Genomic DNA, 20833 nt, shown 5'->3' on the forward strand with positions numbered 1-20833 from the left:
CGCATGACCCAACCGAAGATTCATCCTCGACTCGAAAAGGCGCTGACGCGCGGCGATCTCGCGATCCGCCAGGCCAATTCCGCGCGGGCGACTGCCGTGCTGAACGCACTCGGCACGATGATCATCGAAGCCTCCGCCACGATCGGCGTCGAGGCCAGCATCGACATTCCGCAGGGCGACCGCATTTACGATCCGGTGAACGGCCTGTGGCCGCAGAAGATGCTGGTGTCGTTCGACGGTCCGGTCGACGAGGCCGACGCGGAAGAGCTGCGCGCGGTCTATCTCGTCGCCGACGATCCGGGTACGCAGTTTCGCGTCGAATGGCATCGCGCGGACGGCAAGCTCGGCCGCCAGGAAGGCGGTCCGCTGGCGACCGTCGCATTCCTGACCGACGTCGAGATCCCGTGGAGCGACGACGACGAGTAACGTCGTCGCCATTTCATCGCAGCATCGCGCGGTCGCCGTGCGCCCCGGCCGTCAGCGCATCATCCGCCGCCGGAACAGCCACGCGGAGACCACGAATCCGCCGACCGCATAGCCGGCGAGCACCGCGAGATGCAGGCCGACGTCCATCGCCGGCCGGCCGAGCATCGCGGGGCGGATCAGTTCGACCGCGTTCGCGAGCGGCAGCATGTGCGCCGCATGCTGCGCGACCGGCGGCAACTGCGTGATCGGGAAGAACACGCCCGACAGCAGCAGCATCGGCGTCAGCACGAGCGTCTGATAGAACATGAAGAAGTCGTAAGACGGCGCGAGCGCGGTGACGATCATCGCCGTGCTCGCGAACGCGAGGCCGGCGAGTGCGATCACGGGCAGCGCCGCGAGCATCGACGGAAACCGCGCATAGCCGAGCAGGCCCGCGACGAGCATGATCGCGACGCCGGACAGCAGCGCCTTGCTCGCCCCCCAGACAATCTCCCCGAGCACGATGTCGCCCAGCGCGAGCGGCGTGTGCATGATCGCTTCCCAGGTGCGCTGCACGTGCATTCGCGAGAAGCCCGAATACATCGATTCGAAGCTCGCGGACATCATCACGCTCGAACCGACCGTGCCGGCCGCGAGGAACGCGATATACGACACGCCGTCGACGTGGCCGAGCATCAGGCCGAGCCCGAACCCCAGCCCGAACAGGTAGATCATCGGATCGGCGAGGTTGCCGAACAACGAGGCGAGCGCGAGCTTGCGCCACACGAGGTAGTTGCGTCGCCACACGGCAATCCAGTTGGTGGCATTCGCGGGCAACGCGATCGCGAAGCGTGATTCGCGTGGCGGTGCGGACGGCGCGGCGGCGGAATAGTTGCGTACGTCCATGATCGATCAGTCCTGCATTTCGCGGCCCGTGAGCCGCAGGAACACGTCCTCCAGATTGGCCGGACGATGCAGATAGCGCAATCCCGTGCGACCCTTGAGTCGCGCACTGAGCGGCTCGGGATCGGTCACGTAGCAGAACAGCGTCTCGCCGCTGATCTCGGTGTGCTTCGCGAACGGCGCCAGTTCGTCGCGCAGCGCGACCGGCTCCGGCCCGTAGATCTCGATCACGTCGCAGCCGATCTCCGATTCGATCAGCGCGTGCGGCGCGCCTTCGGCGATCTTGCGGCCTTCCTCGATCACGCACAGCCGGTCGCACAGGCGCTCGGCTTCCTCCATGAAATGCGTGGTGATCAGGATCGTCTTGCCGCGCGCGAGCAGCGACCGCAACCGCTCCCACATCAGGTGCCGCGCCTGCGGATCGAGACCCGTCGTCGGTTCGTCGAGCACCAGCACGTCGGGATCGTTGACGAGCGCGCGTGCGAGCGTCAGACGGCGCTTCATGCCGCCCGACAATTCGCCGACCTTCGCATCGCCCTTGTTTTCCAGCTTCGCGAATTCGAGCAGCGGTTGCACGAGCGCGCGTGCGGCGTGTGCCGACATGCCGAAATAGCGGCTGAACACGAGCAGGTTCTCGCGGACCGTAAAGTCCGGGTCGAGGTTGTCGAACTGCGGGACGACGCCGACGCGCTGGCGCGCATGTCGCGCGCGTGACGGAACCGGCTCGCCGCAGAGTGAAATGGTGCCGGCGTCGGGATACGCGAGGCCGAGCAACATCTTCAGCGTGGTGGTCTTGCCGGCGCCGTTCGGCCCGAGCAGGCCATAGCATTCGCCAGCCTGCACGTGGAAGGACAGGTCATTGACGACAAGCTTGTCGCCATAGCGCTTTTCGACGTTCCGGAAATCGATCGGTGCAACGGACATGGGCAGGTTGTCGTTGTAATCAGCGGACGCGGACGCGTTTCGCGGCCGGTCGGACGGGCATGCCGGCCGGCGAACGGATCGGATGAATGCGTGTCACATGGGCATGACCGAGGCAAACGCACGTCGACGGCACGAACGGGCCATTCTAGTGCATCGGCTGCGTCTCTTCAGGGCGGCCCCGCGCGGCACGGTGCATGCGCGCACGGATCGTGCACCGCATCATCGCCGACGCGCCCGGCGTGGCGAATCAGCGTTTTCCATCCCTTGCGTCCGGAATTGCGGCGCACCATGATGAGTGCATAGGGTACGTAGTCGCGACAGGGAGGTTTCATGGCTAGCTACAACAAGATTCTGCTGTGCTACGACGGCACGCTCGAAGGACGCAAGGCATTGCGGTGCGGTGCCAATCTCGCGCTGGACCTGAAGGCGGAAACGCATTTGTTGTCGGTCGTCGACATGCGCTCGAGCATCGCGCAAAGCGCCGGGCTGCTGACCGACGTCGCGTGCGGCCGCTTCGAGGAAACCGCGCGCGAGATCCTGCAGGAGGGCGTGAACTGGCTGCGCGAGCGCGGCGTTCAGGCGGAAGGCCATTTCGCATTTGGCTATCCGATCGACGAAATCGCGAATCTTGCGACGGAATTGAAGGCCGACCTCGTCGTCGTCGGCCATCGGTGCCGTAGCGGGTTGTCGAGATGGTGGATGGGGTCGGGCAACACGCAACTGCTCGATCGCGTGAACTGCAGCATTCTGGTCGCATGTTCGTCGGCGGAAGAGCAAAAGGCCGAGATCGCACGCGAACGCGAAGCGGCCACCGCGAGCGGCAAGTAATGCAATGATCGTGAGACCGGCCGGGTCGTACTGCGATTCGTGCCGGCCGCGTGCCGTGCCGCTAGCGGCAGCTACGCCGAGTGCGGCCGCTCAGGCGTGCAGGTCGATCGCCGACAGCTTCCACGAGAACAAGCCGAAGCGGTGGAAGATCGCCGCATAGCGCGTGCCGTCGGCGCGGCGCTGGTAGGTCACGACAAATTCATCGATATTCCGGTAGCCGGCGCTCGTTTGCTGCGGATGACCCGCCTCCCCGGAGCTGGCGGGCGCGATGGCGGGCGTAGCTGCGGCCGACGCGGGGGCATTGCCGCTCGGCGCGGGTGCGTTCGCCGGATTGACCGGCGGCGCGGCCGGTGCGTTGCCAGGCGCAGCGCCTGATGGCGGGCCCGACCATTCGGGCGGCCGTTCGCCCGGATTGCCGCGCGGGGGAACGCCGCTCATCAGCGCCGCTACACCTTCCGGTGTCGCATAGGCATCGACCAGCGGGCCGATCAACGCAGACCCGATCAGCGCGCCAATCACCGCGAACGGATTGTCCTTCTTCACCGCGTCGATCCGGCGCATCAACTCTTCCGTCACCTGCTGCTTCAGGCTGATGCGCAGCGACGGAAAATCGACATATTCGCTGACCGCTTGCGCATCGCGCGCGTCGATCGCCGATTTCAGGCGACCGAGCGCGACGTACGGCGATGCGTACGCGTAACCGATCGCCATCAGGACGGCGACGGCCAGCACGACAATCAGCAAGGGCTTGAGCCGCCACGCGCGGCCCGAAGATCCAGTCACGATGCCTCCGGTGCGGACAGGTTCCGCAATCAGAGACCGCCGTGCGTGGCCGATCGTTCCTCGGCGATGCAGCGATCGATCATCCGGCACACGGCATCGATCGTCCCGACCATGATCAGGCGCGACCGGCCGTGATAGACGCGCACGGGCGCACGGCGCGCCGGCTCCGCGTGATTCAGGCCGGCGTTCAGCGAAACCCGCGCGAACGCGGGAAGCGCTGACGGCAGCAGCGACGCCTGCCGTTCAACTGCGACTTCTTGGCTCACCACGGGCGCCGTGGCGGACAGCGGCGCGCAGGGCGTGCGGCCGCGCAGGTGACGCAGGCGGCCGAATTGACGGAAAGGCAGCAGACGGGAAAGGCGTTCCATGATGTTCTCCTCAGCGAGACCGATTGTCAGAGTTCGCCCGAGCGGATCAGCCCGACGGCGATGCCTTCCAGCGCGAATTCCGCGCTGCCGGCCTTGACGAAGATGTTTTCGTAATCCGGGTTCTCCGCGATCAGCTCGAGGCCGCCGGGCCGGCGCATCAGGCGCTTGACCGTGACGTCGTCGCCGAGGCGCGCGACGATGATCTGGCCGTCCTTCGCTTCCGTGCGCTTCTGCACGGCGAGCAGGTCGCCGTCGAGAATGCCGGCGTCGCGCATCGACAGGCCGCGCACCTTCAGCAGGTAATCGGGCTTGCTGGTGAACAGCGCGGGATCGCACGCGTAATGCTGCGAGATGTGCTCCTGCGCGAGGATCGGGCTGCCGGCCGCCACGCGGCCGACGAGCGGCAGCGACAGTTGCATCAGGCCGGCGTGCGGCAGCGTGAACTGGTGCGGGGCGTCGTCGATGCCGAGCAGGCGGATGCCGCGTGACGCGCCGGCGGCCAGCTCGATCACACCCTTGCGCGCAAGCGCACGGAGGTGTTCCTCGGCCGCGTTCGGCGAGCTGAAACCCAGCTCTGCCGCAATCTCGGCGCGCGTGGGCGGGAAACCGGAGCGCTCGATCGCGCGGCGGATCAAGTCGAACACTTGCTGCTGACGGGCGGTGAGTTTGGTCATGGCTGAACTGTATGGATAGACAGTGAGCTGTATTTTTATACAGTACTTCGCGAATTTCAAGTGTTACTTGAGGTTCGACGCGATCGCGCCGGTTCCGGCGCGATTTCGCGACGCCCGGACGCCGGTTTGTCCGCCGCAACCGTCCGTCCCGTCTGCGTTAGCACTTTTGAGTATTAAAAAATGAAGAACGATTATTTTTAATCATGTAGCCCGTTCGCTAGACTGGCCCGACATCGCAAGACCGACAACACTGGAGAACCAAGGATGGCGAAGCGCAATACGGGGCTGGTGGGCGGAGTGGGCCGCCTGATCGCAACACTCGCGCTGGGCGCGGCGGCAGCGCTGGGCGTGGCGACGCACGCCCAGGCCGATACGACGTTCCTGAACGTGTCCTACGACCCGACGCGCGAGCTGTATCAGGACTTCAACCAGGCGTTCGGCAAGGAGTGGAAGGCGAAGACGGGCGAGACGGTCAACTTCAAGCAGTCGCACGGCGGCTCGGGCGCGCAGGCGCGCTCGGTGCTCGACGGCCTGCAGGCCGACGTCGTGACGTTGGCGCTCGCCTACGACATCGACGCGATCGCCAACAAGGGGCTCGTCAACAAGGACTGGCAGAAGCGCCTGCCGGACAACGCATCGCCGTACACGTCGACGATCGTGTTCCTGGTGCGCAAGGGCAACCCGAAAGGGATCAAGGACTGGGACGACCTGACCAAGCCGGGCATCTCGATCGTCACGCCGAACCCGAAGACGTCGGGCGGCGCGCGCTGGAATTATTTGGCCGCATGGGCATACGCCGTTCACAAGCCGGGCGGCAACGAGCAGAGCGCGAAGGAATTCGTGACGAAGCTCTACAAGAACGCGGGCGTGCTCGACTCGGGCGCGCGCGGCGCGACGACGAGCTTCGTGCAGCGCGGGATCGGCGACGTGCTGATCGCGTGGGAAAACGAGGCGTTCCTGTCGATCAAGGAATTCGGCACGGACAAGTTCGAGATCGTCGTGCCGTCGGTGAGCATCCTGGCCGAACCGCCCGTCGCGGTGGTCGACAAGGTGGTGGACAAGAAGGGCACGCGCAAGCTGGCCGAGGCCTACCTGAATTTCCTGTACAGCCCGCAGGGCCAGGAAATCGCGGCGCGCAACTACTACCGCCCGCGCTCGAAGAACGTGCCGGCGGAGCTGACGAAGCAGTTCCCGAAGCTGAAGCTGTACACGGTCGACGACACGTTCGGCGGCTGGACGAATGCGCAGAAGACGCATTTTGCGGACGGCGGCGTGTTCGACTCGATCTACAAGCCGCAGTAACGCCACGCAGCAACAAGCCATAACGACAGCGGCGCGCCACGAGAGCGCGCCGCATCCCCGACGGCCCGCCGGCGCGACTCCCCGCGCCGGCGTTTGCGTCGGGCCCATGAGCAGCAACGACCCAGCAAGAGCATCCGATGACGACGTACACCTTTCGCAAGCCGAGCGCGCTGCCCGGTTTCGGCGTGACGCTCGGCATCACGGTGGCCTATTTGAGCCTCGTGGTGCTGATTCCGCTCGCCGCCACGTTCCTGAAGACCGCGACGCTGTCGTGGGACCAGTTCGTCACCGCCGTCGCGTCGCCGCGCGTGCTCGCGTCGTACCGGCTGACGTTCTCCGCCGCGCTCGGCGGCGCATTGATCAACGCCGTGTTCGGCTTTCTCGTCGCGTGGGTGCTGGTGCGCTACACGTTCCCGTTCAAGCGCCTCGTCGACGCGATCGTCGATCTGCCGTTCGCGCTGCCGACGTCGGTCGCCGGCATCTCGCTCGCGGCCGTCTATGCGACCAACGGCTGGGTCGGCCAGTATCTCGCGCCGTTCGGCATCAAGATCGCGTTCACGCCGATCGGCGTGCTGGTGGCGCTGACCTTCATCGGGCTGCCGTTCGTCGTGCGCACCGTGCAGCCGGTGCTCGAGGATTTCGAGCGCGAGCAGGAAGAGGCCGCCGCATGCCTCGGCGCATCGCGCTGGCTGACGTTCCGCCGCGTCGTGCTGCCGGCCGTGCTGCCGGCGCTGCTCACCGGCTTCGCGCTGGCGTTCGCGCGCGCGCTCGGCGAGTACGGCTCGGTCATCTTCATCGCCGGCAACGTGCCGATGAAATCCGAGATCACGTCGCTGCTGATCATCACGAAGCTCGAGCAGTACGACTATGCGGGCGCGACCGCGCTGGCGGTCGTGATGCTGGTCGTGTCGTTCCTGATGCTGCTGTTGATCAACTCGCTGCAGTGGTATCTGCAGCGCCGCACGAGCAAGGGCGCGAGCGGCCCCGCGCCGGCGACCGTCACCGTTGCCGCAGCAGCAGGAGGCCAGCAATGACCCAGGAGTCCAACGCCGTGCTGAACGACCCGTCCGTCGCGCGCGTGCGCGCCGCGAAGCAGCTCGACCCCGTCAGCGAGCCGCGAGCCGTGCGCTGGCTGCTGATCGGCGTCGCGCTGACGTTCCTTGCGTTCTTCCTCGTCGTGCCGCTCGCCGCGGTGTTCTTCGAGGCGCTGCGCAAGGGCGTCGGCTTCTATCTCGAATCGCTCGCCGATCCCGACGCATGGTCGGCAATCAAGCTGACGCTGACCGTCGCCGTGATCGCGGTGCCGTTGAACCTCGTGTTCGGCGTGTGCGCATCGTGGGCGATCGCGAAGTTCGAATTCCGCGGCAAGGCGTTGCTGACCACGCTGATCGACCTGCCGTTCTCCGTGTCGCCGGTGATCTCGGGCCTCGTCTACGTGTTGCTGTTCGGCGCGCAGGGCTGGCTCGGGCCGTGGCTGCAGGACCACGACGTGCAGATCATCTTCGCGGTGCCGGGCATCGTGCTCGCGACGATCTTCGTCACGTTTCCGTTCGTCGCGCGCGAGCTGATTCCGCTGATGCAGGCGCAGGGCACCGACGAGGAAGAGGCCGCGCGCGTGCTCGGCGCATCGGGCTGGCAGATCTTCCGGCGCGTGACGCTGCCGAACGTGAAGTGGGGCCTGCTGTACGGTGTGATCCTGTGCAATGCGCGTGCGATGGGCGAGTTCGGTGCGGTGTCGGTCGTGTCGGGCCACATCCGCGGCGTGACCGACACGATGCCGCTGCACGTCGAGATCCTGTACAACGAATACAACTTCGCGGCGGCGTTCGCGGTGGCGTCGGTGCTGGCGCTGCTCGCGCTCGTCACGCTCGCGCTGAAGCTGCTCGCCGAACGTCACCTCGCCGCCGAACTGGCCGGCGCACGCGATGACGTTCCCGCTCATGCCGGCCCCGTCGCCGCCATTTCGTCGAAATCGTAAAGAGGCAACCAGAATGGGTATTACCGTCCGTCACCTTCAGAAGCGCTTCGGCGATTTCACCGCGCTCGACGATGTGTCGCTCGACTTTCCGCCGGGCGAGCTCGTCGCGCTGCTCGGGCCGTCGGGCTGCGGCAAGACCACGCTGCTGCGCGTGATCGCGGGCCTCGAGCACGCGGACGCCGGCCAGGTCGTGCTGCAGGGGCTCGACGTCGCGTCGGTCGGCGCGCGCGATCGCCAGGTCGGCTTCGTGTTCCAGCATTACGCGCTGTTCCGCCACATGACCGTGTTCGAGAACGTCGCGTTCGGGCTGCGCGTGAAGCCGCGCCGCGAACGGCCGTCCGAAACCGTGATCCGCGAGAAGGTGCACGAGCTGCTGAAGCTCGTGCAGCTCGACTGGCTCGCGCAGCGCTACCCGTCCGAGCTGTCGGGCGGCCAGCGCCAGCGGATCGCGCTGGCCCGTGCGCTCGCGGTCGAGCCGAAGGTGCTGCTGCTCGACGAGCCGTTCGGCGCGCTCGACGCGAAGGTGCGCAAGGAACTGCGCGGCTGGTTGCGGCGCCTGCACGACGACCTGCACATCTCGACGATCTTCGTCACGCACGACCAGGAAGAGGCGCTGGAAGTGGCCGACCGGATCGTCGTGCTGAACCGCGGCCACGTGGAGCAGGTCGGCAGCCCGCAGGACGTCTACGATCATCCGCAAAGCGCGTTCGTCTACGAGTTTCTCGGCGCAGCGAACCGGCTGCCCGGCACGGTCGCCGGGCGCGGCTTCGTCGCCGAGGGGGCGGCTGCGCCGATCGCGGTCGACGCCGATTTCGCGGGCCCCGCGAACGCGTACGTGCGACCGCACGACCTGCAGCTGTGGCCGGCCGGCGACGGCCATCGCGACGGCATCGCGGTCGACGTGCGCCGCGTGATCCCGCTCGGCGGCTCGGTGCGCGTCGAGCTCGAGGCCCGCACGGGCGGCGCACTCGAAGCGGAACTCGATCGCGACGCGTGGCGCGCGCTCGCGCTGCAGGTCGGCGACGGCGCGACGGCCGTGCCGCGCGCGGTCCGCGTATTTCCCGCACACTGACGCCCGAGCCCGGTAAAGAGAAGAGGGCGGATACCGCTCCGGATCCACATTCGAACAACGACAGCCCAAGAGGCATACCCATGAATTTTCAGCAATTGCGTTTCGTGCGCGAAGCCGTGCGCCAGAACATGAACCTGACGGAAGTCGCGAACGTGCTGTACACGTCGCAGTCGGGCGTGTCGAAGCAGATCAAGGATCTCGAGGATGAACTGGGCGTGGACATCTTCATCCGGCGCGGCAAGCGGCTCACGGGGCTCACGGAGCCCGGCAAGGCCGTGCACCAGCTGATCGAGCGGATGCTGCTCGACGCGGAAAACCTGCGCCGGGTCGCGCGCCAGTTCGCGGACCAGGACAGCGGCCACCTCGTCGTCGCGACGACGCACACGCAGGCGCGCTACGCGCTGCCGAAGGTGATCCGCCAGTTCACCGACGTGTTCCCGAAGGTGCATCTCGCGCTGCGACAGGGCAGCCCGCAGCAGATCGCGCAGATGATCCTGAACGGCGAAGCCGATCTCGGCATCTCGACCGAGGCGCTCGACCGCTATCCGGACATCGTCACGTTCCCGTGCTATTCGTGGCACCACACGGTCGTCGTGCCGAAGGGGCATCCGCTCGTCGGCCGCGAGAACCTGACGCTCGACGAAATCGCCGAGTACCCGATCATCACGTATGACCAGGACTTCACGGGCCGCTCGCACATCGACCAGGCATTCGCGCAGGCCGGCGCCGTGCCCGACGTCGTGCTGACCGCGATCGACGCGGACGTGATCAAGACCTACGTCGAGCTCGGGATGGGGATCGGCGTCGTCGCGGCGATGGCCTTCGATCCGCAGCGCGACACCGGGCTCGTCGCGCTCGACACGCAGCACCTGTTCGAGGCGAGCACGACGCGCGTCGGGTTGCGCAAGGGCGCGTTCCTGCGCGCGTATGCATACCGGCTGATCGAGATGTTCGCACCGCACCTGAACGAAGCCGAAATCGCCTCGCAACTGCGCGAAGTGGCCTGATCATCGAGCACATGATGTTTCGGGGGCAAGGCAGGCGCCCGCCGGACGACCGCGACGAAGCGGCGCCGCCGCACCCCGAGTAACGCGCCGCAATCGGAGCGCGCAACCGCGCGCTCCGAATAAACCCTTAAATATTGATCAGACGGGTTGCGCGTCGACCCGAAACGGTACAGCATAGCCTTCACTCCGCCGGCGTCCCCGCCGGCGGTGGCGCGTCGACGACAGCACGCGCCAGGCAGTCGGCCGTCTGCCTCGCTTCCATTCCGTGGTACCGACAAGCAGCATCGATGGCCAATGCCCGGGTAGTGTGGCGCAAACGTTTGCTCACATTAAAACAACAGTCCGGCCCTTTGGGCCAGTCGCCAGGAGATGTGTATGAATGTCCGCTTTCGCCGTCGCTTCCTGACCGCCGCGCTTGCCGCCGTCGCGGTCGTCGCCGCACCGGTCGTCCATGCCCAATCGGCAGGCAAGCCGAAGGTCGCGCTCGTGATGAAGTCGCTCGCCAACGAGTTCTTCCTGACGATGGAAAACGGCGCGAAGGAATACCAGAAGCACAACGCCGGCCAGTTCGACCTGATCACGAACGGGATCAAGGACGAGACCGACACCGCGAACCAGATCCGCATCGTCGAGCAGATGATCGTGTCGAAGGTCGATGCGATCGTGCTCGCGCCGGCCGATTCGAAGGCGCTCGTGCCGGTCGTGAAGAAGGCGGTCGACGCGGGCATCATCGTCGTGAACATCGACAACCGGCTCGATCCCGACGTGCTGAAGTCGAAGAACCTGAACGTGCCGTTCGTCGGCCCCGACAACCGCAAGGGCGCGCGCAAGATCGGCGACTACCTCGCGAAGCGGCTGAAGGCGGGCGACCAGGTCGGCATCATCGAAGGCGTGTCGACGACGACCAATGCGCAGCAGCGCACGGCCGGCTTCCAGGATGCGATGAAGGCGGGCGGGATGAAGGTCGTGTCGGTGCAGTCGGGCGAATGGGAGATCGACAAGGGCAATGCGGTCGCGTCCGCGATGCTGAACGAATACCCGAACCTTCGGGCGCTGCTGTGCGGCAACGACAACATGGCGATCGGCGCCGTGTCGGCCGTGCGGGCGGCGGGCAAGCAGGGCAAGGTGCTCGTGGTCGGCTACGACAACATCAACGCGATCAAGCCGATGCTGAAGGACGGCCGGGTGATCGCGACCGCCGACCAGTACGCGGCGAAGCAGGCCGTGTTCGGCATCGACACGGCGCTCAAGGCGATCGCCGAGCATCGCAAGCAGGCCGACATGACCGGCGTGGTCGAGACGCCGGTGGATCTCGTGACGAAGTAACGCCACGCCGCCACGGCCGCCGCGCTCAAGAATCCGGGCCGGCGGCCGTTATCCGGAGTGAGCGCGATCACGGCCACTGCAAGCACTTGTGAGCGTCATACCCGCGCGCCGCGTGCGCGCGGCCGCAACCAGGATCGCGATGGAACCGACCTTCCAACCCTCCCGTTCAGCCGTTCCCGTGCTGTCCGTCTCCGGCGTGGGCAAGACCTACGCCGAACCCGTGCTCGCCGACGTCACGCTGACGCTCGCGCCGGGTGAGGCGCTCGCGCTGACGGGCGAGAACGGCGCAGGAAAGAGCACGCTGTCGAAGATCATCGGCGGGCTCGTCGACCCGACGACCGGCACGATGCAGCTCGGCGGCCAGGCCTATGCGCCGGCGAGCCGCACGCAGGCCGAGGCGCTCGGCGTGCGCATGGTGATGCAGGAGCTGAACCTGCTGCCGACGCTGACGGTCGCCGAAAACCTGTTTCTGAACCGTCTGCCGCGACGCTTCGGCATCATCGATCGCGCGCGGCTGCGCGACGACGCGCGTGCCGCGATGGCGCAGGTCGGGCTCGACGCGGTCGACCCCGATACGCCGGTCGGCGCGCTCGGCATCGGCCACCAGCAGATGGTCGAGATCGCGCGCAACCTGATCGGCGACTGTCGTGTGCTGATCCTCGACGAGCCGACCGCGATGCTGACCGCGCGCGAGGTCGAACTGCTGTTCGAGCAGATCGACCGGCTGAAGGCGCGCGGCGTGGCGATCGTCTACATCTCGCACCGGCTCGAGGAGCTCGCGCGCGTCGCCGAGCGCGTCGCGGTGCTGCGCGACGGACGGCTCGTGCATGTCGGCGACATGGCCGCGACGACGTCCGACGGGCTCGTCACGCTGATGGTCGGTCGCGAGCTCGGCGAGCACATCGATCTCGGCGTGCGCCATATCGGCGCGCCGCGACTCGTCGTGTCGGGCATGACGCGCGGCACGGCCGTGCAGGACGTGTCGCTCGAAGTGCGCTCGGGCGAGATCTTCGGCATCTCCGGGCTGATCGGCGCGGGGCGCACCGAGCTGCTGCGGCTGATTTACGGCGCGGATACGCCGGACGCCGGGATGATCGCGGTCGGCGATCCGCTGAAACCGGCGCACATCGGCTCGCCCGTCGACGCGGTGAAGCACGGCATCGCACTGATCACCGAGGACCGCAAGGGCGAAGGGCTGCTGCTGTCGCAGTCGGTCACGTCGAACGTCTCGCTCGGCCAGCTCGACCGGCTCGCGCGCGGCGGCATCGTCGATACGACGCGCGAGACGGCGCTCGCCGAGCGGCAGATCGATGCGTTGCGGATCCGCACGCACGGCGCCGCGCAGGCGGTCGGCGAACTGTCGGGCGGCAATCAGCAGAAGGTCGTGATCGGCCGCTGGCTCGCGCGCGACATGGGCGTGCTGCTGTTCGACGAGCCGACCCGCGGGATCGACGTCGGCGCCAAGTTCGAGATCTACACGCTGATGGGCGCGCTCGCCCGCGAGGGCCGTGCGCTGGTGGTCGTATCGAGCGACCTGCGCGAGCTGATGCTGATCTGCGACCGGATCGGCGTGATGTCGGCCGGCCGCATGACCGCCGTGTTCGAGCGCGGCAACTGGACCCAGGATGCGCTGCTGGCCGCGGCGTTCGCCGGCTTCGGCCGCGAAGCGCTGCCGGACGGCGTGCGGCATCCGGATGCGGAAGGCGCGCCGCGCGCGGCTTCCGGCACTTCGACCACAGGACAACAGCAATGACCCAGCCTCCCGTATCCCCGAGCGACGCAGGCGCGCAGCAGACCGTGACGGGGCGCCGCGCGCGCACGCTGTCCGGCACACGGCTCGGCGTATCGAACTATCTCGGGCTCGCCGGCGCGCTCGCCGCGATGATCGCGCTGTTTTCGGCGCTGAGTTCGCATTTCCTGACCTACGATACGTTCAGTACGATCGCGAACCAGATCCCCGATCTCGTCGTGATGTCGGTCGGGATGACCTTCGTGCTGATCATCGCCGGCATCGACCTGTCGGTCGGCTCGGTGCTCGCGCTGGCCGCGTCGATGGTCAGCGTGGCCGCGCTGAAATGGCAGTGGGGGCCGCTGCCGGCCGCGCTGATCGGGATCGCGGTCGCGACCGCGACGGGCTCGCTGACGGGCGCGATCACGGTCGGCTGGCGGATTCCGTCGTTCATCGTGTCGCTTGGCGTGCTCGAGGCCGCGCGCGGCGTCGCATACCAGCTGACGAATTCGCGCACGGCCTACATCGGCGACGCGTTCGATTTCCTGTCGAACCCGATCGCGCTCGGCATCTCGCCGGCGTTCCTGATCGCGGTCGCGGTGATGATCGCGGCACAGTTCGTCCTGACGCGCACCGTATTCGGACGCTATCTCGTCGGAATCGGCACGAACGAAGAGGCGGTACGGCTTGCCGGGGTTAACCCGCGTCCGTATAAAATCGTCGTATTCGCACTGATGGGCGCGCTCGCGGGGCTCGCGTCGCTGTTCCAGATCTCGCGGCTCGAGGCCGCCGATCCGAACGCGGGCGCGGGCGTCGAGCTGCAGGTGATCGCAGCCGTCGTGATTGGCGGCACGAGCCTGATGGGCGGGCGCGGTTCGGTGATCAGCACGTTCTTCGGCGTGTTGATCATCTCCGTGCTGGCCGCGGGGCTGGCGCAGATCGGCGCGAACGAGCCGACCAAACGGATCATCACCGGGGCGGTGATCGTGGTCGCGGTCGTGCTCGACACGTATCGCAGCCGGCGCGCGCGCGCCCGGTAGAACTACTACACGGAAAGCAGACCAGAGAGAAACGGGAAATGGCGACGATCAAGGATGTGGCAGCCATGGCGGGCGTGTCGTTTACGACCGTCTCGCACGTGGTGAACAATTCGCGGCCTGTGTCCGCGGATGTGCGTGCGAAGGTCGAGGGCGCGATCCGCGAGCTGAATTACGTGCCATCGGCCGTGGCGCGCTCGCTGAAGGCGCGCTCGACGGCGACCATCGGCCTCGTCGTGCCGAACAGCACGAATCCGTACTTCGCGGAGCTTGCGCGCGGCATCGAGGACCAGTGCGCGGCCAACGGCTATTGCGTGTTCTTCTGCAACTCGGACGACGATCCCGTGAAGCAGCGCAACTACCTGCGCGTGCTGCAGGAAAAGCGCATCGACGGGCTGATCGTCGCGTCGGCCGGCGAGGACACGGTGCTCGCGCAGACGCTTGCGGACGCGCATGCGCCGCTCGTCGTCGTCGACCGCAACATCGAGGGGCTCGCGGCCGACCTCGTGCAGATCGACCACGAACGCGGCGCCTACCTGGCGACGCGTCACCTGCTCGAACTCGGGCACGCGAAGATCGGCTGCATCACCGGGCCGACCGACACGGCCGTCAGCGCAATGCGCGTGCACGGCTTCATCCGTGCGATGGCGGAGCGCGGGATCGACATCGTGCCGGGCGCGATCGCGGAAAGCGATTTTTCGTGCCTCGGCGGTTACCACGCGGCATCGCGGTTGTTCGAGTCGGTGCATCCCAGCGCGATTTTCGCGGGCAACGACCTGATGGGCGTCGGCGCGCTGCGCGCGGCGGCCGAGCGCGGCATGCGCGTGCCGGACGACTGCTCGATCATCGGCTTCGACGACATCGAATTCTCCCGCTACACGTATCCGGCGCTGTCGACGGTCGGCCAGTCGGTGCGCGCGCTCGGCGAAATGGCCGCGCAGACGCTGATCGAGCGGATCGGCGGCGGCTCGACGGCCGCGCCGAGCCGTCGTCGCGTCGTGTCGCCGCGCCTCGTGCTGCGCGAATCGACGGCGATCTACCGCGAGCCGGCCGCGCCGGGCGGTCGCCCATGACGGCGCGTGCGGCGGGCGCCGGCCGCGTGACGGTGGTCGGCAGCCTCAACATGGATCTCGTCGTACGGGCGCCGCGGCTGCCGCTGCCGGGCGAAACGCTTGCCGGCCATGCGTACGCGCAGGCCGCGGGCGGCAAGGGCGGCAACCAGGCCGTCGCGGCGGCGCGGCTCGGCGCGCAGGTCGTGATGATCGGCTGCGTCGGCGCGGATGCGCACGGTACCGCGCTGCGGGCCGGCCTCGAGGCCGAAGGCATCGACTGCTCGCGGCTCGCGACGAGCGCGACGGCGTCGACCGGTGTCGCGCTGATCGTCGTCGACGACGCGAGCCAGAACGCGATCGTTATCGTCGCGGGCGGCAATGGCGAAGTGACGACCGATACGGTGGCGCGGCACGAGGCCGCGCTTGCCGCGACCGACGTGCTGATTTGCCAGCTCGAGACGCCGCCGGACGCCGTGTTCGCGGGGCTGTCGGCCGGGCGGCGGCTCGGCTGCACCGTGGTGCTCAATCCGGCGCCGGCCGTGGCGCCGCTGCCGGACGGCTGGCTGCCGCTGGTCGATTACCTGATCCCGAACGAAGTGGAAGCAGCCGCGCTGACCGGGCTGCCGGTGCGCAATCCGGCCGAGGCGGAAGCCGCAGCGCGTGCGCTGCACGCGGCCGGCGCGCGCAACGTGCTGATCACGCTCGGCGCGCGCGGCGTGTTCGCGCTGACGGCCGACGGCGCGGCGCGCCATTATCCGGCACCCGTCGTCAAGGCAGTCGACACGACCGCGGCCGGCGATACCTTCATCGGCGGTTTCGCCGCGCGGCTCGCGGCGGGCGAGGCCATCGACACGGCCATCCGCTTCGCGCAACGTGCGGCGGCGCTGTCGGTCACGCGCGCAGGCGCGCAGCCGTCGATTCCTACCCTCGCCGAACTGGCCGAATAGGGCTGGATCGCGCATCCCGGCCGGCGCATGCGGAAGCAGGCGCCGGCCATTTTCCCCCGATTGCCCGATCGAGATGCCTGCCACGCGCTTTCGCGAGGCGGGCCTGCGATGCTTCGACCCCATTGTTCAGAAATCTGTAATGAACTAACGAATTGCTGAAAAAAATGACGTAAATACCATCAAGCTGCGCAACATCCGGTCGTAAATACATCAGGACGAAACGCTGTTTCGAAAAATGGGCCTTGCCCGTTCATGACGACGCAATACAGGAACAATGATGGTGATCGGAAACCTGACGATACGTGCACGCATCGGTTTGACGATGGCGTTTCTCGCGATACTGCTGGGGGTGATCGGCGTGCTGGGCGTGTACGGGATGACGCGTTCGAACGACGCGACGCGCGAGATTTTCACGAACCAGATGCCGAGCGCGGTCGACGTGGCCGTGGCCGAAATGTACGCGGCGCGCGAGCGCCTGGCGCTCGATCGCGCCGCGCTGCTGGTGGGGACGCCGGAATCGGCTGCGGCGGTGGAGCGTAGCCGCGCGATGCGCGCACAGTCCGATGTGTGGTGGAAAAAGTACCTTGCGCTGCCGCGCGATGCGGACGAGGATCGTCTCGCGCAGGACGTCGCCGCGAAGCGGCAGGCGCTACAGCGCGGTTGCGACGCGTTCGGCGGCCTTGTCGCGACGGGCGACCACGACCGGATCGGCGAAGGCGCCAAGCAACTCCAGACGCTTTACAACGATCTCTCGGTGGCGAGCGAGGCGCTGCGCAATTTCCAGTTCAGCGCCGGGCAGTCGAGCTTCGATCATTCGGAAGCGACGTTCGATACGCTGCGCGTGGTGTCGATCGTGCTGCTGGCGGCTGGTCTGGTTGCTGCGGTGCTGTCGTGGTTGACGCTCAGCCGTGCGATCGGCCGTCCGCTCGCGGACGCGCTCGCGCATTTCGACGCGATCGCCGCGGGCGACCTGCGCCGCTCGATCGTGGTGCAGCGGCGCGACGAAATGGGCCAGCTCCTCGACGGTCTCGCGAAGATGCAGCGCGGGCTGGTCGACACGGTGCGCACCGTGCGCGGCGGCAGCGAGTCGATCGCGACCGCGGCGCGCCAGATCGCCGCCGGCAACATCGACCTGTCGTCGCGCACGGAAGAGCAGGCGTCCGCGCTGCAGGAAACCGCGTCGAGCATGGAGCAGCTGACCGGCACTGTGAAGCAGAACGCGGACAATGCGCGGCAAGCAAGCTCGCTGGCCGCGAACGCGTCGGAGATTGCAAACAAGGGTAATACGGTGGTCGGCCAGGTGGTCGGCACGATGGGCGAGATCAACGACAGCTCGGCGAAGATCGCGGACATCATCGCGATCATCGAGGGAATCGCGTTCCAGACCAACATCCTGGCGCTGAACGCGGCGGTCGAAGCCGCGCGCGCCGGCGAGGAAGGCCGCGGCTTCGCGGTCGTCGCGGGCGAGGTGCGCAGCCTCGCGCAGCGTTCGTCGAGCGCGGCCAAGGAGATCAAGGCGCTGATCGACGCGTCGGTGGAGCGCATCCGGACCGGCTCGACGCTGGTCGACGAAGCCGGGCGCACCATGAGCGACGTGATCAGTGCGGTGCAGCGCGTGACGGACATCATGGGCGAGATCGCGGCGGCCTCCGAGGAGCAGAGCGGCGGCATCGACCAGGTCGCGCGCGCGGTCGCACAGATGGACGAGGTCACGCAGCAGAACGCCGCGCTCGTCGAGGAAGCGGCGGCCGCCGCGCAATCGCTCGACGAGCAGGCCGCGCGCCTGCGCGAAACGGCGTCGGTGTTCCGGATCGACGACGATGCGGCGAAGCCGGCAGCCGCCGTTGCGCGTCAGGCGCCGCGCGCGGTGGCCGCGCCGGCAGTCGTGCCGGTATCGCCACCCGCACCGGCCGTGGCGCGCAACGATCGCGACGCTGCGCCGAAGCGCAAGCCGGCGGCCGCTGCACCCGCACCGGTGGCTGCGTCTGCCGGCGCCGACGACTGGGAAACGTTCTGAGTCGCGCGCACCGCGCATCTATCCCCATTTGGCAGCACACGACGCCCGCGACATGCGGGCGTCGTCGTTTCGGCGATCGGTGAAATGTGACAGCGCGCGTGAACGTGCGTGCGTCGCCGCGCGTTGCATGTGCGCATCCGCGCTACGGGTATCTCCGGACGATGCGAGAAAAATTTGTAACGGTGCGCGCAGCGTGTCGTCGAAAACGTCTGCTCGAACGTCTAGGGATGAAGGGGAGAGTGAAGGGCGCGGCGACGACGGCGGAGGCATCCAACGCACGAGACGTTCCGATGCTCGACGAGACGCGGAGGATGCAGTTTCTGCGGCTCGGGAGATCGATTGTAAAGCGTCGAAATGCGTTGTCCAAGCGGTGTTGTCGAGAATGACGAACTTCATACGAAGAGTTCGTGAAAAAAAATAAGAAAGGGTTTAGGATGAATTCGAACGCGCTTGCTTCTGCGCAGTCATAGAAGGCAGGCACGTCTTCAGACTCAGGCGAGGGAGGTAGCATGGATATTTACAGCAGCTTCGCGAACCGCTTCGAAAAAACGCGAGAGGAAGAGTTCTCGCTGGAGGAGTACCTCGCGCTCTGCAAGAACGATCCGTCAGCGTACGCCACGGCTGGCGAACGCATGCTGGCTGCAATCGGGGAACCGGAACAAGTCGATACCCGCAACGACCCGCGCCTGTCGCGGATCTTCGCGAACAAGGTTATCAAGGTCTATCCCGCGTTCCGTGAGTTCTACGGAATGGAGGAAGTGATCGAGCAGGTGGTCGCGTACTTCCGCCACGCTGCGCAAGGGCTCGAAGAAAAGAAGCAGATTCTCTACCTGCTCGGGCCGGTGGGCGGCGGCAAGTCGTCGATCGCCGAGCGTCTGAAGCAACTGATGGAGCGCGTGCCGTTCTATGCGCTGAAGGGTTCGCCCGTCAACGAATCGCCGCTCGGGCTGTTCGACTACGACGAGGACGGCCCGATCCTCGAAGAGCAATACGGCATTCCGCGCCGCTACCTGAAGAGCATCCTGAGTCCGTGGGCCGTCAAGCGCCTGCACGAATACAACGGTGACATCCGCCAGTTCCGCGTGGTGCGCCGCTTTCCGTCGATCCTTCGGCAGATCGGCATCGCGAAGACGGAGCCTGGCGACGAAAACAACCAGGACATCTCGTCGCTCGTCGGCAAGGTCGACATCCGCAAGCTCGAACAGTACGCGCAGGACGATGCCGATGCGTACAGCTATTCGGGCGGCCTGTGCCTGGCGAACCAGGGCCTGCTCGAATTCGTCGAAATGTTCAAGGCGCCGATCAAGGTGCTGCACCCGCTCCTGACCGCGACGCAGGAAGGCAACTTCAAGGGCACCGAAGGATTCGGCGCGATTCCGTTCGACGGCGTGATCCTCGCGCACTCGAACGAGTCGGAGTGGAAGGCATTCCGCAACAACCGCAACAACGAGGCACTGCTCGACCGGATCTTCGTCGTGAAGGTGCCGTACTGCCTGCGCGTGTCGGAAGAGACGAAGATCTACGAGAAGCTGATCCGCAATTCGTCGCTGGCCGAAGCCGTGTGCGCGCCGGGCACGCTGAAGATGATGTCGCAGTTCTCGGTGCTGTCGCGCCTGCACGAGCCGGAGAATTCGAGTCTGTTCTCGAAGATGCAGGTGTATGACGGCGAAAACCTGAAGGACACCGATCCGAAGGCGAAGTCGTATCAGGAGTATCGCGATTACGCCGGCGTGGACGAAGGGATGACGGGCGTGTCGACACGCTTCGCGTTCAAGATCCTGTCGCGCGTGTTCAACTTCGATTCGAGCGAGGTCGCGGCGAACCCCGTGCACCTGATGTACGTGCTCGAACAGCAGATCGAACGCGAGCAGTTCCCCCCGGAGACCGAGCAGAAATACCTGTCGTTCGTGAAGGACGTGCTCGCGTCGCGCTATGCGGACTTCATCGGCAAGGAGATCCAGACGGCTTACCTCGAATCGTATTCGGAGTACGGGCAGAACATCTTCGACCGCTACGTCACGTATGCGGACTTCTGGATCCAGGATCAGGAATTCCGCGATCACGATACGGGCGAAAGCTTCGACCGCGCCGCGCTGAATGCGGAACTGGAGAAGATCGAGAAGCCGGCCGGGATCAGCAATCCGAAGGATTACCGCAACGAGATCGTGAACTTCGTGTTGCGCGCGCGGGCGGCGAACGCCGGGAAGAACCCGGTGTGGACGAGCTACGAGAAGTTGCGCGTCGTGATCGAGAAGAAGATGTTCTCGAATACCGAGGAACTGTTGCCGGTCATTTCGTTCAACGCGAAGGGGTCGGCGGAGGAGCAACGCAAGCATGAGGACTTTGTGAACCGGATGGTCGCGAAGGGCTATACGCCGAAGCAGGTGAGGCTGCTTTGCGACTGGTACCTGCGCGTGCGCAAGTCGTCATGACGCGCGCGGTACCGCGCCCGTACGGCGAGTCCGTACGGGCACCTTCAGA

The 20833-nt window shown here is 66.6% G+C and carries 19 protein-coding genes; 14 read left to right on the forward strand and 5 right to left on the reverse strand.

What is annotated here, in order from left to right; all coding sequences use genetic code 11:
• Positions 1-3: 3 nt before the first annotated feature.
• Complete coding sequence (locus HWX22_RS13690) at positions 4-426, forward strand: hypothetical protein (protein ID WP_059691758.1); 423 nt, start codon at positions 4-6, stop codon at positions 424-426.
• Between the two features lie 51 nt (positions 427-477).
• Here HWX22_RS13690 and HWX22_RS13695 read toward each other — a convergent pair whose 3' ends face one another.
• Positions 478-1311 (reverse strand): ABC transporter permease, encoded by an 834-nt coding sequence (locus tag HWX22_RS13695; protein ID WP_175915811.1) that lies wholly within the window; start codon positions 1309-1311, stop codon positions 478-480.
• A 6-nt stretch (positions 1312-1317) separates the two neighbouring features.
• A complete protein-coding gene (nodI, locus tag HWX22_RS13700; protein WP_244135223.1) occupies positions 1318-2232 on the reverse strand; it encodes a nodulation factor ABC transporter ATP-binding protein NodI in 915 nt (304 codons plus the stop codon).
• Positions 2233-2562: 330 nt separating this feature from the next.
• Here nodI and HWX22_RS13705 point away from each other — a divergent pair, with 330 nt between their 5' ends.
• Positions 2563-3060: a universal stress protein gene (locus HWX22_RS13705; RefSeq protein ID WP_044843612.1), complete on the forward strand. Its 498-nt coding sequence runs from the start codon at positions 2563-2565 to the stop codon at positions 3058-3060.
• Positions 3061-3150: 90 nt separating this feature from the next.
• On the opposite strand, the gene HWX22_RS13710 is transcribed toward HWX22_RS13705, so the two are convergent.
• From HWX22_RS13710 to lexA, 3 genes are read right to left on the reverse strand one after another with little or no spacing between them, the layout of a single operon-like run.
• Complete coding sequence (locus HWX22_RS13710; RefSeq protein ID WP_175915812.1) at positions 3151-3843, reverse strand: DUF2939 domain-containing protein; 693 nt, start codon at positions 3841-3843, stop codon at positions 3151-3153.
• Between the two features lie 29 nt (positions 3844-3872).
• Positions 3873-4211 carry a hypothetical protein gene (locus HWX22_RS13715; protein WP_124497513.1) on the reverse strand — a complete coding sequence of 113 codons (339 nt, stop codon included), beginning with the start codon at positions 4209-4211 and terminating at the stop codon, positions 3873-3875.
• 26 nt (positions 4212-4237) lie between these two features.
• Positions 4238-4885 (reverse strand): transcriptional repressor LexA, encoded by a 648-nt coding sequence (lexA, locus tag HWX22_RS13720; RefSeq protein ID WP_006754655.1) that lies wholly within the window; start codon positions 4883-4885, stop codon positions 4238-4240.
• A gap of 264 nt (positions 4886-5149) precedes the next feature.
• Here lexA and HWX22_RS13725 point away from each other — a divergent pair, with 264 nt between their 5' ends.
• The 12 genes from HWX22_RS13725 (at position 5150) to HWX22_RS13780 (ending at position 20784) form a co-directional block, all read left to right on the forward strand.
• Complete coding sequence (locus HWX22_RS13725; RefSeq protein WP_059818160.1) at positions 5150-6187, forward strand: sulfate ABC transporter substrate-binding protein; 1038 nt, start codon at positions 5150-5152, stop codon at positions 6185-6187.
• A gap of 137 nt (positions 6188-6324) precedes the next feature.
• A complete protein-coding gene (gene cysT, locus HWX22_RS13730; protein ID WP_175911320.1) occupies positions 6325-7221 on the forward strand; it encodes a sulfate ABC transporter permease subunit CysT in 897 nt (298 codons plus the stop codon).
• Positions 7218-8165: a sulfate ABC transporter permease subunit CysW gene (gene cysW, locus HWX22_RS13735; RefSeq protein WP_175915813.1), complete on the forward strand. Its 948-nt coding sequence runs from the start codon at positions 7218-7220 to the stop codon at positions 8163-8165. Before cysT ends, cysW begins: the two co-directional genes overlap by 4 nt.
• A 13-nt stretch (positions 8166-8178) precedes the next feature.
• The gene (locus HWX22_RS13740; protein WP_059818164.1) at positions 8179-9237 is read left to right on the forward strand and encodes a sulfate ABC transporter ATP-binding protein; all 1059 of its coding nucleotides are present in this window, start codon (positions 8179-8181) and stop codon (positions 9235-9237) included.
• 80 nt (positions 9238-9317) lie between these two features.
• Positions 9318-10244 carry a CysB family HTH-type transcriptional regulator gene (locus tag HWX22_RS13745; protein ID WP_059524472.1) on the forward strand — a complete coding sequence of 309 codons (927 nt, stop codon included), beginning with the start codon at positions 9318-9320 and terminating at the stop codon, positions 10242-10244.
• Positions 10245-10619: 375 nt separating this feature from the next.
• The gene (locus tag HWX22_RS13750) at positions 10620-11570 is read left to right on the forward strand and encodes a sugar ABC transporter substrate-binding protein (RefSeq protein ID WP_059818165.1); all 951 of its coding nucleotides are present in this window, start codon (positions 10620-10622) and stop codon (positions 11568-11570) included.
• Positions 11571-11709: 139 nt separating this feature from the next.
• Positions 11710-13323 (forward strand): sugar ABC transporter ATP-binding protein, encoded by a 1614-nt coding sequence (locus tag HWX22_RS13755; protein WP_175911326.1) that lies wholly within the window; start codon positions 11710-11712, stop codon positions 13321-13323.
• Positions 13320-14339, forward strand: a complete 1020-nt coding sequence (locus tag HWX22_RS13760) for an ABC transporter permease (RefSeq protein ID WP_059524466.1) — start codon at positions 13320-13322, stop codon at positions 14337-14339. The genes HWX22_RS13755 and HWX22_RS13760 overlap by 4 nt, the downstream gene beginning before the upstream one ends.
• A gap of 38 nt (positions 14340-14377) precedes the next feature.
• The gene (locus HWX22_RS13765; RefSeq protein ID WP_175911328.1) at positions 14378-15409 is read left to right on the forward strand and encodes a LacI family DNA-binding transcriptional regulator; all 1032 of its coding nucleotides are present in this window, start codon (positions 14378-14380) and stop codon (positions 15407-15409) included.
• Entirely contained in the window at positions 15406-16335 is a 930-nt protein-coding gene (rbsK, locus tag HWX22_RS13770; protein ID WP_175915814.1) for a ribokinase, read from the forward strand. The genes HWX22_RS13765 and rbsK overlap by 4 nt, the downstream gene beginning before the upstream one ends.
• Positions 16336-16612: 277 nt before the next feature.
• Positions 16613-18352: a methyl-accepting chemotaxis protein gene (locus tag HWX22_RS13775; protein WP_175915815.1), complete on the forward strand. Its 1740-nt coding sequence runs from the start codon at positions 16613-16615 to the stop codon at positions 18350-18352.
• A gap of 509 nt (positions 18353-18861) precedes the next feature.
• Positions 18862-20784 (forward strand): PrkA family serine protein kinase, encoded by a 1923-nt coding sequence (locus HWX22_RS13780; protein ID WP_059524460.1) that lies wholly within the window; start codon positions 18862-18864, stop codon positions 20782-20784.
• Positions 20785-20833 lie beyond the last annotated feature (49 nt).

It is taken from the genome of Burkholderia sp. BCC1638, from assembly GCF_902833195.1.
Lineage (GTDB): Bacteria > Pseudomonadota > Gammaproteobacteria > Burkholderiales > Burkholderiaceae > Burkholderia > Burkholderia diffusa.